This window comes from Microbacterium sp. XT11, from assembly GCF_001513675.1.
Taxonomy (GTDB): Bacteria; Actinomycetota; Actinomycetes; order Actinomycetales; family Microbacteriaceae; genus Microbacterium.
In genome coordinates this window covers 2,692,004-2,707,102 of record NZ_CP013859.1, presented here as the reverse complement: position 1 = coordinate 2,707,102, position 15,099 = coordinate 2,692,004, and the positions used below count along the sequence as shown (strand labels likewise).

The window sequence follows — 15,099 nt, the reverse complement described above, 5'->3', positions numbered from 1 at the left end:
GGCGGCGTCGGCCGGGGGACAGGCGCACGGATGGATGAGGCGGTGACGGAGTGACGAGCAGCAGCGCGTTGCCGAGGGCGATCATGTCGCGCTCGGCGCTGGCCGCGTGCGCGGCGGCGGCGGTCGAGGCCGGAGGCCGGACCGCTGATCTCCGTCGCGACGCGTGGGGGCACGGCGTGCTCGCCGTCGCTCATGCGGTGACGGCCGCAGGTGCCTCATCGGTGCTCGTCGACCGGCCCACCGAGGTCGAGGCGCTGCGGCTCGAAGGCATCGACGCTGTGCTCGATGAACAGGCCGACATCGACGCTGACCTTCTCTACGGCCTTCCGGACGGCGACGGGGTGCTGCGGACCCCGCCGGTGATGCGGCTCGCCGGTCGCGTGATGTCCACGAAGCGGCTGAAGGCGGGGGACGCCGTATCGTACGGGTACACCCACCGCGCCGAGCGCGACACGGTGGCCGCGCTCGTGACGGGCGGATACGCGCAGGGCATCGTGCGCGCACTGGGCAATCAGGCCCACGTCGAAGTCGAAGGCAGGGAACGGCCCATCATCGGACGTGTGGCGATGGACGTGTGCGTCGTCGACCTCGAAGGGGAGGACGTCCCCGTCGACACCGAGGTCACCTACTTCGGCGGTCGGGGCGCCGCCGGACCCGCTCTCGCCCGCTGGAGCGCTGTCACCGGCCTGACGGTCGCCGAGCTCGTCGCGGTCGCCGGACTCCACGCGGAACGTGGATGGGAGGCATGATGATGCGTCCGGAACTGCGCCTGCACACGGCCCGCCTGCGTGCCAACATCGACGCCGTGCGCGCGCGCATCGCTCCGTCGGAGTTGATGTTCGTGATGAAGGACGACGCCTACGGACATGGCCTGACGTGGGCGACCGAGACCGCGGAGCAGGCCGGACTCGGATGGTACGGCAGCTACGACGTCCGGGGCGGCCTGGAGATCAGGAGGGTGCTGGAGACGCCGGCGCGCGTGTTCGCCTGGGCAACCTCCAGTGACGACGAAGTCGACGCTGCTCTCCTGCACGACATCGACCTCGGCGTCGGCACCCTCGAGTACCTCGACCGCGTGATCGCGCGGGCGGAGCGGCTCGGGCAGTGCGCCCGTGTGCACCTGAAGATCGATACAGGCCTGCACCGCAACGGCGTCCTCGGCGAGGACTGGGCGGATGCCCTCACACGCGTCCGCGCGGCGGAGAATGCCGGACTCGTCGACTTCGCCGGCATCTGGAGCCACCTCGCCGAGGCGAGCGACGACGAGGACGACGACGCGCAGAAGGCGTTCCTCGATGCGGTGGATGCGGCGTCCGCCACAGGACCGCAGCCGGGCGCTCTCCACCTCACGGCATCTGCGGCTTCGTGGTGGCGCCCCGAACTGCGGGGGTCGCTCTCACGCATCGGCGCGTTCTGCTACGGCATCCGCTCGGCCGACGGGCCGGAGCTGGAAGGTGTCACTCCCGCAGCCGATCTGGTCGCCTTCGTCACCGAGGTCGAAGACGACCGCGTCACACTCGGGATCGGAGCGTTCGACGGGTTGCCGTCCACGCTCGTCGGTGTCGACGTGGGTACGCCTGCCGGGTTGCGTCCGCTGACGGGAATCGGAGCGACCAGCGCCGAGGTCAGGGGATGGCCGGGGGTCGCGGTGGGTGACGAGGTGCGCGTGTTCGGTGCCGGCGATCGGGGCGAGTCGAACGCGACCACTCTCGCCGAGCGCATCGGAACGGTCGGGGAGGAGATCCTCACCAGGCTCACCTCACGGGTGCGCCGGGTGATCGTCGATCCTTCAGGCGGGGAGAATCCTCGCTGAGCTCACGCCTCGATGAGACGGGCGGTCTCGTCGTGCCAGCTCGTCGCCACGCTGCGCAGCTTCTCCTCGTACTTGCGACCGTGGTGGGCGCAGAAGAGCAGCTCGGAGCCGTTGACGGTGGCGGCGATGTACGCCTGGGCGCCGCACGAGTCGCACCGGTCCATCGCGGTCAGGCGGAACTCGATCGCGGAGGTCTCACGTTCGGTCGTTGCGTTCATCTCTGTGCCTCCTCGTTGTCGGGTTCGCTGTGAGGGCGTGCTCAATACAACCACGCCCCGGCTGTGGGCATGCCCGATGTGCGGCGTGTTTCGCTCAGCGCGTACGCCGGGCGATGCGGCTTGCTCTGCGCCGGGGAGTGTCTGCCGGGTCGCTGCGACCGCCGCGAATAGAATCGAGGATTGTGACCGCCGAGTATTCCGCCCATCATCTCCAGGTGCTCGAAGGGCTCGAAGCCGTCCGCAAACGACCCGGGATGTACATCGGCTCGAACGGCTCTCCTGGGCTCATGCACTGCCTCTGGGAGATCATCGACAACGCCGTCGACGAGGCCGTCGCGGGCAACGGGTCGAGGATCGATGTGATCCTGCACGCCGACGGCAGCGTCGAGGTGCATGACCGTGGTCGCGGCATCCCCGTCGACGTCGAGCCCCGCACCGGCCTGACCGGCGTGGAGGTCGTCTTCACGAAGCTGCATGCGGGTGGCAAGTTCGGCGGCGGGTCGTATGCGGCCTCCGGTGGGCTCCACGGCGTGGGCGCCTCCGTCGTGAACGCCCTGTCGGAGCGTCTCGACGTGGAGGTCGACCGGGGCGGCAAGACCTACGCGATGTCGTTCCACCGCGGCGAGCCCGGCATCTTCGCGGACGCGGGGGAGAAGCGACCGGACGCTCCCTTCTCCCCGTTCGAGGAGAAGAGCGAGCTCCGCGTCATCGGCAAGGCGCCGCGCGGCGTCACGGGCAGCAGGATCCGCTACTGGGCGGACAGGCAGATCTTCACCAAGGATGCGGCCTTCCAGCTCGGCGAACTGGAGACGCGCGCCAGGCAGACCGCGTTCCTCGTCCCGGGGCTCGAGATCGTCATCCGGGACGAGCGCGGCGACGAGCCCAACGAGACCTCATACCGCTATGAGGGCGGCATCTCCGAGTTCGTGGACTTCCTCGCCATCGACCCGCCTGTGACCGACACGTGGCGGGTGCAGGGACAGGGAACCTTCCGAGAGACGGTCCCCGTGCTCCAGCCAGACGGGCACATGGTGGCCACGGAAGTCGAGCGGGTGTGCGAGGTCGACCTCGCACTTCGCTGGGGCACGGGGTACGACACGGTCATCCGGTCGTTCGTCAACATCATCGCCACACCCAAGGGCGGTACGCATCAGCAGGGCTTCGAGCAGGAGCTGCTGAAGGTGCTGCGCGCGCAGGTGGAGCAGAACGCGCGTCGCCTCAAAGTGGGCAGCAACGACAAGCTCGAGAAGGACGACGTGCTCGCAGGCCTCACGGCGGTGCTCACCGTCAACGTGCCAGAGCCGCAGTTCGAAGGGCAGACCAAGGAGGTCCTCGGCCCCCCCGCCGTTCGTCAGATCGTCGCCCAGGTGCTGCGCAAGGATCTCGCCGCACGGTTCTCGTCGACCAAGCGCGACGACAAGAGTCAGGCCACCCAGCTGCTCGACAAGATCGTCGCCGAGATGAAGGCGCGGGTATCGGCCCGCGCGCACAAGGAGACACAGCGGCGCAAGAACGCCCTGGAGTCGTCGACCCTTCCGACGAAACTCGTCGACTGCCGCACGAACGACGTGGAGCGCAGCGAGCTGTTCATCGTCGAGGGCGACTCCGCGCTCGGCACCGCGAAGAACGCCCGGAACAGCGAGTTCCAGGCTCTGCTGCCGATCCGCGGGAAGATCCTGAACGTGCAGAAGGCGTCGATCGGCGACATGCTGTCGAACGCGGAGTGCGCCTCGATCATCCAGGTGATCGGCGCCGGCTCCGGACGCACGTTCGACATCGACGCCGCTCGGTACGGCAAGATCATCCTCATGAGCGACGCGGACGTCGACGGCGCCCACATCCGCACCCTTCTCCTGACGCTCTTCTTCCGTTACATGCGTCCGCTCATCGAGCACGGCCGGGTGTTCGCCGCTGTCCCGCCGCTGCACCGGATCATCGTCATCAACCCCGGTTCGAAGCCGAACGAGACGATCTACACGTACAGCGAGCAGGAGATGCACGCGCTGCTCGCCAAGCTGCGCAAGGCGGGCAAGCGCGGGCAGGAGCCGATCCAGCGCTACAAGGGTCTGGGCGAGATGGATGCGGAGCAGCTGGCCACCACGACCATGGACCGCGGCGGTCGTCTGCTTCGGCGGGTCCGCATGGAGGACGCCGAGGCCGCCGGTCGCGTCTTCGAGCTGCTCATGGGCAACGAGGTCGCGCCGCGCCGCGAGTTCATCATCGACTCCTCTGACCGTCTGTCGCGCGAGTCCATCGACGCCTGAGCCCGGGACCAGACGCCTGAGCCCGGGACCAGACACCTGCGTCCGGGGTCGACGCCTGAGTTCCAGCATCGACGCCTGAGCCCGGGATCCGGCGTCTGAGGGTTAGGACAGCGCGCGGCCGATCGAGCCGATGACGCCGTCGACGGGCTGACCCGACGCGTCACGGCGGGAACGCGTCTCCGGCAGCTTGCGCACGGCGCCGGTCGGGTCCACAGCGAGCGCGGGCGCCGGCCCCACCCAGGCCACGGTGAGCCGGTCTTCGCCCTTGAGGAACGCGTGCGCGCGCACGCCGCCCGTCGCGCGGCCCTTCGAAGGGTACTCGGCGAAGTCCGAGAGCTTCGCGCGGCCGGGTTCGGTGCCGGGCAGAGCGCTGTCGGTGCCGGAGACGGTGGTCACGACCGCGGCCTCGGGGGCTGTCACGGCGCCGAAGAACAGCACCGATGCGCGTGGACTCAGCTTGATGCCCGCCATGCCGCCGGCCGGGGCTCCCTGCGGACGCACGGCGGATGCCGAGAAGCGGAGGAGCTGCGCATCGGTCGTGACGAAGACGAGCTCTGCATCGTTGGGCGCCTCGGCCGCGCCGACGACCGAGTCACCTGGCTTCAGTCCGATGACCTCGAGGTCGGGGCGCACCGGCAGCGCCGATGGCACGATCCTCTTCACGGTGCCCTGCGCCGTGCCCAGAGCGACGGGGGTGTCGCTGTCGAACCGGACGAAGGAGAGGATGCGCTCTGCTCGGTCGGTGATGCCGAGGTAGTCGCGGAGGGGCGTGCCTGCCGCGAGCTGCACGGACGACGCGGGCACCGACGGCAGATCGACGGGGGAGAAGCGCACGACGCGGCCGGCGCTGGTCAGCGCACCGATCTCCGCCCGTACGGTGGTCGCCACGGTCGTGAGGATGGCATCGTGCTTGCTGCGGCGTGCGGGCGTCGCGAGCTCCTGACCTTCGCCCAGGTCGACGCGCACGGCGCGGCCCGTCGTCGAGAGGACGAGCACAGTGGGCGCATCCGCGATCTGCAGATCCGCCGCACCCTTCGACGCTCGGGGCTTCGGCGGCGCCGCGTTCATCAGCAGCGTGCGCCGGGGCGTTCCGTACGCATCGGCGACGGCATCGAGCTCCTTGGCGACCGCAGCTCGCAGCAGCGCGTCATTGCTCAGCAGCTCGCGCAGCGAGGCGATCTCGGCGAGAAGCGCGTCACGCTCCGACTCCAGCTCGATGCGCGAGAACTTCGTCAGCCGGCGCAGGCGCAGCTCGAGGATGTACTCGGCCTGCGCCTCGCTCAGGTCGAAGACGGCGCGCAGTCGGCTCCGCGCCTGCTCCGAATCGTCCGAGGAGCGGATGACCTGGATGACCTCATCGATGTCCAGGATCGCGATGAGGAGGCCCTCGACGAGATGCAGACGCTCTTCGCGGCGTGCCAGCCGGAAGCGGCTGCGGCGGGTGACGACCTCGAGGCGATGAGACACGTAGACGCTGAGCAGGTCCTTGAGACCGAGCGTGCGTGGCTGGCCGTCGACCAGCGCCACGTTGTTGATGCTGAAGGAGTCCTCGAGCGGGGTGAGGCGGTACAGCTGTTCGAGCACGGCGTTCGGCTCGAACCCGGTCTTCCCCCCGATCGCCACCCGCAGACCGTGGTTGCGGTCGGTGAGGTCGGTGACATCGCTGATGCCCTGCAGCTTCTTCGACTGCACGGCGTCGCGGATCTTCTCGATGAGGCGCTCAGGGCCCACCATGTACGGCAACTCGGAGACGATGATGCCCGTGCGCCGCGGACCGAGCGGCTCGATGGACACCTTGCCGCGCACGCGCAATGCGCCGCGGCCCGTGGTGTACGCGTCCTTCACGCCGTCGAGGCCCATGAGGATGCCGCCGGACGGGAAGTCCGGCCCTGGGACGAACTCCATCAGCTCCTCGGTCGTGGCGTCGGGGTGCTCGAGCAGGTGTGTGGCGGCGGCGACGACCTCGATGAGGTTGTGCGGGGCCATGTTGGTCGCCATGCCCACGGCGATGCCGCTCGCGCCGTTGACGAGGAGGTTCGGGAACGCGGCGGGCAGAACCGCCGGCTGCTGGAACTGACCGTCGTAGTTGGGGACGAAGTCGACGACGTCCTCGTCGAGATCCTCCGTGAGCGCCATGGCGGGCGAGGCCAGGCGAGCCTCGGTGTAGCGGGCGGCCGCGGGACCGTCGTCCAAAGAGCCGAAGTTCCCATGGCCGTCGACGAGCGGCACCCGCAGTGCGAAGTCCTGCGCGAGGCGCACGAGCGCGTCGTAGATCGCCGAGTCGCCGTGGGGATGCAGCTTCCCCATGACCTCCCCGACGACGCGGGCGCTCTTCACGTGCCCGCGGTCTGGACGCAGACCCATCTCCGCCATCTGGAAGAGGATGCGACGCTGAACGGGCTTGAGGCCGTCGCGTGCATCGGGCAGCGCGCGGGAGTAGATGACGGAGTAGGCGTACTCGAGGAACGAGCCCTGCATCTCGCTTTCGAGATCGATGTCCTGGATGCGTTCAGGGGCGAGCTCGGGAGGAGGGGTCTTCGGCATGGAGTTCCTGAGGGCAGACGGGAGCCTGTGTCAGACTGGCTCGGATGTCCCTCATGCTACCGTCCGAGTCGCCGACAGCCCGGAGCGTCGTCGGGGTGGCGGACGACCTCATCGCCGCGCTGCGCGGCGAGTCCGCACAGCTGCCGCGCGCCGAGTCTGTCGTCCTCCTGCTCGTCGACGGGCTCGGCGCCATCAGCCTTCGCGCCCACGCGGGCCACGCGCGAGCCCTCACCTCGGTCTTGACGAAGAAGGACGTCGCGTACTCGGTGTTCCCGTCCACGACGGCGTCCGCACTGACGAGCATCCTCACAGGCGTCCAGCCGGGTGAGCACGGCCTCGTCGGGTACAGGGTCCTCGACCGTGAACGTGACGTGCTCGTCAACCAGCTCTCGGGATGGGAGAGCGACGGGATCGACCCGGAGCGATGGCAGCCCCTCCCGACGGTGTTCGAGCGGGAACGCGCGCAGGGGCGGCCGGTGTTCGCCGTGGGCGTGGCGGCCTATGCGCACAGCGGCTTCAGCAGGGCCACGCTGCGGGGTGCGGAGTTCATCGCCGCCAGGACGCCGGCCGACCGTGTCGCCGCGGCGTACGACCTCGCCGAGCGGCATCCCGGTGCCTTCGTGTACTGCTACGTCCCCGAGGTCGACAAGGCCGGTCACAAGCACGGGATCGCCTCTCCTCAGTGGGTCGCGGCGCTGGAGGACGTGGATGCGGCGCTCGCTCAGCGCGTGCCGCCGGGGGTGGGCGTGCTCGTCACCGCGGACCACGGGATGGTCGATGTGCCCGCTCACCGGCAGATCGTGCTGGAGGCGCGTGATCTCCGCGGCGTCCGTCACCTGGGCGGGGAACCGCGCATGATCCACGCCTACGTCGAGCAGGGGGTGGTGGCGGATGCCGTCGCCGAGCGGTGGCGTCGCGACCTGGACGGCGTCGCAGACGTCGCCACACGGGATGAAGCCGTCGCATCCGGGCTGTTCGGCTCCGTGGTGACCGATGCCGCGGCGTCGCGCATCGGCGACCTGCTGCTCGTGCCGCGGGGGATCGGCGCGGTGTACGACGGCACGGCTGCCGACCAGCGCAGTCGCGGCATGATCGGTCAGCACGGCGGGCTCACACCGGAAGAGCGTCAGGTGCCGATGGTGCGGCTCGGCGCGTTCAGCCGCTGAGCTCCCGCGCGTCGGGTCGCGGTCCTGATCTCCGTCGGCTCAGTCGTCCGTGCGGGCGCCGAAGACGATCTCGTCCCACGACGGCATCGCGTTGCGGCGCCGCTTGCGTCCGCTGTTCTCCGCGGTGGGCCCCGGGTCGGGGGAGGGCTCCGGCTCCGGCTCTTCTGCTTCGGGAGCGCTCTCGAAGGCGTCGAAGATCGCGATCGGGTTCGCGTGTGCCGGCTCGTCGTCTCCCGGCATGAGCGGCGCGGTCTCTCGTTGGCCGCGTCTGCGCCGCAGCGCCTCGAGCAGGTCGGCTGTCTCCGGGCTCGTCGTCTGAGACTCCGGCGCGCGCTTGATCGCGGCGTCCTGCACGGCTGGGGCCGACCGCTCCGGCACGGCCGGCTCCTCCGCCTCGACATCCGGGGCGGGAAGCAGACGAGGACCGAACGCACCGGAATCGAACCTGCTGTCGTCCTTGTACGGCGACGGCCGCTCGGTGTCGACGGCGCGCAGGCGCGGGATCAGACCCTCAGGGAGCGATCCCTGGCGGGAGAGCTGCGTGGCATCGGCGTTCAGCGGAGCGAGGGCGCTGCGGCGCGGATCGAAGCTCCACCGTGCGTCGTGCTCCACCTCGTTCGCTGTGAACTCGAGCTTCACGACCCAGCCGGACTCCTCTTTCCAGCTCGCCCACCGCTCGCCCGTCGCGTGGACCTCGGCGAGCTTGGCGCGGATCGCCGTGCCGAACGTGGGCTGGGCATCGGGCTCGACCTCGCTTCCGATGAGCACCGGAACGGCCAGGGCCTGGCCGATGATGTGCTCGCGCTCAGCGAGCACGGGCCCCTCGAACCGCGTGACGTCCTCGACCGTGATGCCCAGCAGCTCGGCGACCTCCGGGGCGGTGAGTCCCGCCCGGATCTGCGCCTGGATGTCGCGAGGGCTGGCGGCCAGCTTCTGCGCGGCGGGCTCGCTCTGCCGTGTCGCGCGGCGGATCTCACGGTGCAGCACGTCGTCGATGGGCAGCGCGAACCGCTCGCCCGACTCGGTGGCGAGGACGAGCACTCCTGCTTCTGTGCCGACGATGGTGACGTTTTCCATGCGAATGCCCCTCTGATGGGTGTGTCCTCATGGTGTCACGCACGGCGGCCTCGATTCGGGAATACCCTGGGCGTGCCGTGAGTTTGCTCGGGTGCGCCCGCGGGCATTTGCGTATTCGCTCGCGGTCGTGCAAACTATGGCCGCCGATTACCCGACGGCGCACCACCCACTCGCACCATGAAAGTGGAGATCTACCGCATGGCCACCGATTACGACGCTCCCCGAAAGAGCGAAGACGACTCCGAGTCGATCGAAGCCCTGAAGGAGCGTGTGCCGGACAAGCTGTCCGGCGCGACGGGCGACGAGGACGCGGACAACCCGTCCAGCTTCGATCTGCCGGGGGCCGACCTCTCCGACCTCGAGCTCGACGTCGTCGTGCTGCCGGCGCAGCAGGACGAGTTCACCTGCATGAGCTGCTTCCTCGTGAAGCACCGCTCGCAGCTGGACCACGAGGACGCGTCCGGCCCCATCTGCAAGGAGTGCGCTGCCTGAGCGCATCCCCATCGCACTTCACGCGCCCCCGGCCCGACGGCTCGGGGGCGCGTCGTCGTCTCGGCTCTGCTCCGTCGTCTCGGCCCTGCTCCGTCGTCTCGGCGCTGCTCGTCTGCGGTGTGCCCGTCGCCCGAAGTTCGCGGGGGCGGACGTGCTCAGATCCTGGCTGCGGTGATCGCGGCCGCCAACCGGTCCGGCGTGCGGCTGGAGATGGTCCAGTGGGTGACCGGGTCGTCGGGATCGATGTCCGGTACCACGACGACTCCGTCGATGCCGCCGCGGATCAGGTGCCACCCGCGGGCAGGCAGACCGGGACCCCGTGCCTCACGGGCGCTCTCACCGACGAGCGGCAACGGCTCGCCCAGGTGACGCACGTCGATGTGCGCCCGACCCGCGCGCAGCTCTCCGCCCTCCACGCTCACCACGGGCGTCGCCACGATCGCGCACGCGACCAGCAGCGCCGACACCGCACCGCCGATGAGCAGCGCGATCGTCGAACCGACCGGCACGAAGACGAGCGCGACCATCGGTCCCGCGAGCGCCACCGTCACCAGAAGCCACAGGCTCGGCGAAAGCCGTTCCCGATACAGCGGGCGTGTGTCTGCGGCGGTGTTCTGCATTAGCCTCGTGGGGTGAGTGATTGCGTCGATGTCCCCATTATCGCCCCTGTCCTCGACGGTCATGTCGCCCTGCCGGCATACGCGCACCCGGGTGACGCGGGCGCCGACCTCGTCGCCGCCGAAGCGGTACGCCTCGAGCCGGGCGAGCGCGCCCTCGTGCCGACGGGTGTGCGCATCGCGCTCCCCGAGGGTTATGCGGCCTTCGTCGTGCCGCGCAGCGGCCTGGCGGTGAAGCACGGCATCACCATCGTGAACTCGCCGGGGACCGTCGACGCCGGATACCGCGGTGAGATCAAGGTGAGCCTGCTCAACACGGACCTCCGCAGCGCGTACGATGTGGCGGTCGGCGACCGCATCGCGCAGCTCATCATCATGCCCGTCACGCGTGCCCGGTTCCTCCCCGTGGAGGAGCTGCCGGAGAGCGTCCGCGGTGACGGCGGATTCGGATCGACCGGATACCAGGCAGGGAAGACCAATGACTGACAACAACGCGACACCAGCGAAGTCCGCACCCGCGAACCGCGCGACTGAGGGTCCCCTCGACGACTCCGAGGCCAATCCCGTCCGCCCCTACATCGATCTCGGCGGCATTAAGATCCTTCCGCGCGAAGGGCTGAACCTGCGCCTCGAGGTGGAGGAGCAGTCCAAGCGCATCGTCGCCGTCGGCCTCGACTACGCCGACTCTTCTCTGCAGGTGCAGCCGTTCGCGGCTCCGCGCTCCGGCGGGCTCTGGGATGAGACGCGCGTGCAGCTGCGCGACCAGATCCGCGCCCAGGGCGGTCGAGTCGAGGAGCGGGAGGGGTCGCTGGGCAAGGAGCTCCTCGCGGAGGTGCCCGCACCGGCGAGCGAGGGATCCGAGCTGCGACTGGCGCGATTCGTCGGCGTCGACGGCCCACGCTGGTTCCTCCGCGGTGTGATCAGCGGGGCCGCGACGTCGGATCTCGACGCCGCAGCCAAGGTCGAGGATCTCTTCCGCTCCATCGTGGTCGTCCGGGGCGGAGCTCCGATGCCACCGCGCGACCTCATCCCGCTGAAGATGCCTGCGACCCCGGGCTCGGCGTGACCGTGCCGGGTCCGGGCGACGAGAAAGCGCCGGAGGCCGCGGAGGACGACATCCGTGAGCCGAGGGCGTCGGAGGTGCTCGGCGCCGCCCTCGGGGGAGCAGCGCGTCGCGCTGGTCTCGACCCGGCGGACGGCGCGTCGACGCAGCGGGTCGTGTGGTCGGCCATGGGCGGGTGGCGCGGCGTCCTCGAATCCGTCATTCCCAGCCTCGCGTTCGTCGTGCTCTTCACGATCCAGCCTGAGCCGTTGATCCTGGCGCTCGGAGTGTCCGTGGGGGCTGCGGCCGTGTTCACGGTCATCCGTCTCATTCAGAAGTCGCCGCCGTCGGCCGCGATCGGCGGCCTCGTCGCCGCGGCGGCTGCCGCCGCGCTCGCACTGTGGACCGGGCGCGGGCAGGACAACTTCGTGCCCGGGCTCATCACGAACGCCGCCTACGGAACCGTTCTCCTCGTGTCGGCCCTCATCGGCTGGTCGCTCATCGGCCTGGCCATCGGCTTCCTCATGGGGGAGGGCACGATGTGGCGGCGGGATCGCCGCAAACGCAGGGCGTTCTTCTGGCTGGGCATCGCGTGGGCCGCGTTGTTCTTCGCGCGTCTCGCGGTGCAGCTGCCGCTGTATCTCGCCGGCGACGTGACCGCGCTCGGGACGCTGAAGCTCATCATGGGCCTGCCGCTGTTCGCACCGCTGGTCGCAGTCACCTGGCTCGTCGTGCGTGCGCTCTACCCCCGCGCGTCGGATGCTCCCGCAGCTCCCGCGGCGTGATAGATTTATCTCGACATCAAGATAAATCGCGGGCTTTCGTCTGCGGCGACCGCGGGGCAGACTGGTTAGGTGCGCCTTGCTAGCCGTGCGGCGTCGGAGGCGAGCAAGATGGAGGCGCCTGTCGCTCCCATCCGAATAGAAGGAGACGGATTCGTGTCCACGGTGAACAGCTTCGGTGCCAAGAGCACCCTGACGGTCGGCAGCACCGACTACGAGATCTTCCGCATCGACACGGTGCCCGGTTTCGACAAGCTCCCCTTCAGCCTCAAGGTTCTCCTCGAGAACCTTCTCCGCACCGAGGACGGAGCCAACGTCACGAAGGCGCAGATCGAGGCGCTCGGGTCGTGGGATGCGTCGGCTGAGCCGAACACGGAGATCCAGTTCACGCCTGCGCGCGTGGTCATGCAGGACTTCACCGGTGTGCCCTGCATCGTCGACCTCGCCACGATGCGCGAGGCCGTCACGGCGCTCGGCGGCGACGCCAACAAGATCAATCCGCTCTCGCCGGCCGAGATGGTCATCGACCACTCGGTGATCGCCGACCTGTTCGGGCGCGAGGATGCGCTCGAGCGCAACGTCGAGATCGAGTACGAGCGCAACGGCGAGCGCTACCAGTTCCTGCGCTGGGGCCAGACCGCGTTCCAGGACTTCAAGGTCGTGCCCCCCGGCACCGGCATCGTGCACCAGGTCAACATCGAGCACCTGGCCAAGGTCATCTACGACCGCACGGTCGACGGCGTGCTCCGCGCCTACCCCGACACGTGCGTCGGCACCGACTCGCACACCACCATGGTCAACGGCCTCGGCGTGCTGGGTTGGGGCGTCGGCGGCATCGAGGCCGAGGCGGCGATGCTCGGACAGCCGGTGTCGATGCTCATCCCGCGGGTCGTCGGGTTCAAGCTCACGGGTGAGATCCCCGCGGGCGTGACCGCGACCGACGTGGTGCTCACGATCACCGACATGCTGCGCAAGCACGGCGTCGTCGGCAAGTTCGTCGAGTTCTACGGTGCGGGCGTCGCATCGGTGCCGCTCGCCAACCGCGCCACCATCGGCAACATGTCCCCCGAGTTCGGCTCGACCGCCGCGATCTTCCCGATCGACGACGTCACGCTCGACTACCTGCGTCTCACCGGTCGCAGCGAGGAGGCCGTCGCGCTGGTCGAGGCGTACGCCAAGGAGCAGTCGCTGTGGCACGACCCGGCCAACGAGCCTCAGTACAGCGAGTACCTCGAGCTCGACCTCGGCACCGTCGTTCCGTCGATCGCCGGCCCGAAGCGTCCGCAGGACCGCATCCTCCTCTCCGAGGCCAAGGCGCAGTTCGAGCAGGACATCTTGAACTACGCGACGCCGTCGACGAGCGAGGACATCGTCGACCTCGAGTCGAAGCACTCCTTCCCGGCCTCCGACCCCGGCCAGGTTCCCGGTGAGGAGGAGCCGACGACGCGCCCCGTGCACATCAACAGCGGCGCTCCGGCGAACGCGTCGAAGCCGGTGCCGGTCACCACGCCGTCGGGGGACAAGTACATCCTCGACAACGGCGCGGTCACCCTCGCTGCGATCACCTCGTGCACCAACACGTCGAACCCGTCGGTCATGATCGCGGCGGGTCTGCTGGCGCGCAAGGCGCGCGAGAAGGGCCTGAAGCAGAAGCCGTGGGTCAAGACCACGCTCGGCCCCGGCTCGAAGGTCGTCACCGACTACTACGAGAAGTCCGGACTCGACAAGGACCTCGAGGCGCTCGGCTTCTACACCGTCGGCTACGGCTGCACGATCTGCATCGGCAACTCGGGACCGTTGATCGAAGAGGTCTCCGCCGCGATCAACGAGAACGACCTGGCGGTCACCGCTGTGCTCTCGGGCAACCGCAACTTCGAGGGTCGTATCAGCCCCGATGTGAAGATGAACTACCTCGCGAGCCCGCCGCTGGTCGTCGCGTACGCCCTCGCCGGCTCGATGCACTTCGACTTCGAGACCGACGCGCTGGGCACGGATGCCGAGGGGAACGACGTGTTCCTCAAGGACATCTGGCCTGCTCCCGAGGAGGTGCAGGAGATCATCGATTCGTCGATCTCCCGCGACCAGTTCATCAAGCAGTACTCGACCGTCTTCGACGGCGACGACCGCTGGCGCAACCTCCCGACCCCGACCGGACCCGTGTTCGAGTGGGACGAGAACTCGACCTACGTGCGCAAGGCTCCGTACTTCGACGGCATGGAGCTGACCCCGGCGCCCGTCACCGACATCACCGGCGCGCGCGTGCTCGCGACGCTTGGTGACTCGGTCACGACCGACCACATCTCGCCCGCCGGCAACATCAAGGCGGGGACGCCCGCCGCGCAGTACCTCACCGAGCACGGCGTCGCGCAGAAGGACTTCAACTCCTACGGCTCGCGCCGCGGCAACCACGAGGTGATGATCCGTGGAACCTTCGCCAACATCCGTCTGAAGAACGCTCTGGTCAAGGCCGTCAACGACGGTCAGCAGATCGAGGGCGGCTTCACGCGCGACTTCACCAAGCCCGAGGGTCCGCAGTCGTACATCTACGACGCAGCGATGAACTATCAGGCACAGGGCACCCCGCTCGTGATCTTCGGCGGCAAGGAGTACGGTTCGGGCTCGTCGCGCGACTGGGCGGCCAAGGGCACCAACCTGCTCGGCGTCAAGGCGGTCATCACCGAGAGCTTCGAGCGCATCCACCGCTCGAACCTCATCGGCATGGGCGTCGTGCCGCTGCAGTTCCCTGCGGGTGAGAGCTGGGAGTCGCTGGGCCTCGACGGCACCGAGATCGTCTCGATCTCCGGCCTGGAGGAGCTCAACAACGGTGTCACCCCGAAGACCGTGCACGTGACGGCGACGCCGAGCGAGCACTCGCCCGAGGGCAAGCAGGTCGTCGAGTTCGACGCGATCGTCCGCATCGACACCCCTGGTGAGGCCGACTACTACCGCAACGGCGGCATCCTGCAGTACGTGCTGCGGTCGCTGGTCTGACCAGCCCCCCACGCGAGCGCCCCATCCGGCTCCGGCCAGGTGGGGCGCTCTCGTGCGCAGGCTTCATGCTCGCGCGTGCGGGCTTCAAAGGAT

13 protein-coding genes are annotated in these 15,099 nt (G+C 69.1%); 9 read left to right on the top strand and 4 right to left on the bottom strand.

The window, feature by feature from the left end; all coding sequences use genetic code 11:
- Positions 1-50: 50 nt before the first annotated feature.
- Together AB663_RS12760 and AB663_RS12755 are read left to right on the top strand one after the other, a co-directional pair.
- Positions 51-749 carry an alanine racemase C-terminal domain-containing protein gene (locus tag AB663_RS12760; RefSeq protein ID WP_232304542.1) on the top strand — a complete coding sequence of 233 codons (699 nt, stop codon included), beginning with the start codon at positions 51-53 and terminating at the stop codon, positions 747-749.
- Positions 746-1,813, top strand: coding sequence for an alanine racemase (locus AB663_RS12755; RefSeq protein WP_232304541.1), 1,068 nt, complete (start codon positions 746-748; stop codon positions 1,811-1,813). The genes AB663_RS12760 and AB663_RS12755 overlap by 4 nt, the downstream gene beginning before the upstream one ends.
- A gap of 2 nt (positions 1,814-1,815) precedes the next feature.
- On the opposite strand, the gene AB663_RS12750 is transcribed toward AB663_RS12755, so the two are convergent.
- Positions 1,816-2,031, bottom strand: coding sequence for a DUF7455 domain-containing protein (locus AB663_RS12750; RefSeq protein ID WP_067199727.1), 216 nt, complete (start codon positions 2,029-2,031; stop codon positions 1,816-1,818).
- A 182-nt stretch (positions 2,032-2,213) separates the two neighbouring features.
- Here AB663_RS12750 and AB663_RS12745 point away from each other — a divergent pair, with 182 nt between their 5' ends.
- Positions 2,214-4,295: a DNA gyrase/topoisomerase IV subunit B gene (locus AB663_RS12745; RefSeq protein ID WP_083511241.1), complete on the top strand. Its 2,082-nt coding sequence runs from the start codon at positions 2,214-2,216 to the stop codon at positions 4,293-4,295.
- Positions 4,296-4,397: 102 nt separating this feature from the next.
- On the opposite strand, the gene AB663_RS12740 is transcribed toward AB663_RS12745, so the two are convergent.
- Positions 4,398-6,839: a DNA gyrase/topoisomerase IV subunit A gene (locus AB663_RS12740; protein ID WP_067199724.1), complete on the bottom strand. Its 2,442-nt coding sequence runs from the start codon at positions 6,837-6,839 to the stop codon at positions 4,398-4,400.
- Between the two features lie 44 nt (positions 6,840-6,883).
- Between AB663_RS12740 and AB663_RS12735 the strand changes: the two genes are divergently transcribed.
- Positions 6,884-8,005 carry an alkaline phosphatase family protein gene (locus tag AB663_RS12735; RefSeq protein WP_067199720.1) on the top strand — a complete coding sequence of 374 codons (1,122 nt, stop codon included), beginning with the start codon at positions 6,884-6,886 and terminating at the stop codon, positions 8,003-8,005.
- Between the two features lie 39 nt (positions 8,006-8,044).
- Here the strand turns inward: AB663_RS12735 and sepH are convergent, their stop codons facing one another.
- On the bottom strand, positions 8,045-9,082 hold the full coding sequence (gene sepH / locus AB663_RS12730) for a septation protein SepH (protein ID WP_067199716.1): 1,038 nt from the start codon (positions 9,080-9,082) through the stop codon (positions 8,045-8,047).
- 198 nt (positions 9,083-9,280) lie between these two features.
- Between sepH and AB663_RS12725 the strand changes: the two genes are divergently transcribed.
- Positions 9,281-9,574, top strand: coding sequence for a DUF4193 domain-containing protein (locus AB663_RS12725; RefSeq protein ID WP_067202722.1), 294 nt, complete (start codon positions 9,281-9,283; stop codon positions 9,572-9,574).
- 155 nt (positions 9,575-9,729) lie between these two features.
- Here the strand turns inward: AB663_RS12725 and AB663_RS12720 are convergent, their stop codons facing one another.
- Positions 9,730-10,194, bottom strand: a complete 465-nt coding sequence (locus tag AB663_RS12720; protein ID WP_067199714.1) for a DUF3093 domain-containing protein — start codon at positions 10,192-10,194, stop codon at positions 9,730-9,732.
- Between the two features lie 12 nt (positions 10,195-10,206).
- Here AB663_RS12720 and dut point away from each other — a divergent pair, with 12 nt between their 5' ends.
- The 4 genes from dut (at position 10,207) to acnA (ending at position 15,006) form a co-directional block, all read left to right on the top strand.
- Positions 10,207-10,677: a dUTP diphosphatase gene (gene dut, locus AB663_RS12715; RefSeq protein ID WP_067199711.1), complete on the top strand. Its 471-nt coding sequence runs from the start codon at positions 10,207-10,209 to the stop codon at positions 10,675-10,677.
- Positions 10,670-11,257 (top strand): DUF3710 domain-containing protein, encoded by a 588-nt coding sequence (locus AB663_RS12710; protein ID WP_067199707.1) that lies wholly within the window; start codon positions 10,670-10,672, stop codon positions 11,255-11,257. Before dut ends, AB663_RS12710 begins: the two co-directional genes overlap by 8 nt.
- A 2-nt stretch (positions 11,258-11,259) precedes the next feature.
- The gene (locus AB663_RS12705; protein WP_198147979.1) at positions 11,260-12,018 is read left to right on the top strand and encodes a DUF3159 domain-containing protein; all 759 of its coding nucleotides are present in this window, start codon (positions 11,260-11,262) and stop codon (positions 12,016-12,018) included.
- A gap of 153 nt (positions 12,019-12,171) precedes the next feature.
- Positions 12,172-15,006, top strand: a complete 2,835-nt coding sequence (gene acnA, locus AB663_RS12700) for an aconitate hydratase AcnA (RefSeq protein WP_067199698.1) — start codon at positions 12,172-12,174, stop codon at positions 15,004-15,006.
- Positions 15,007-15,099: the final 93 nt, after the last annotated feature.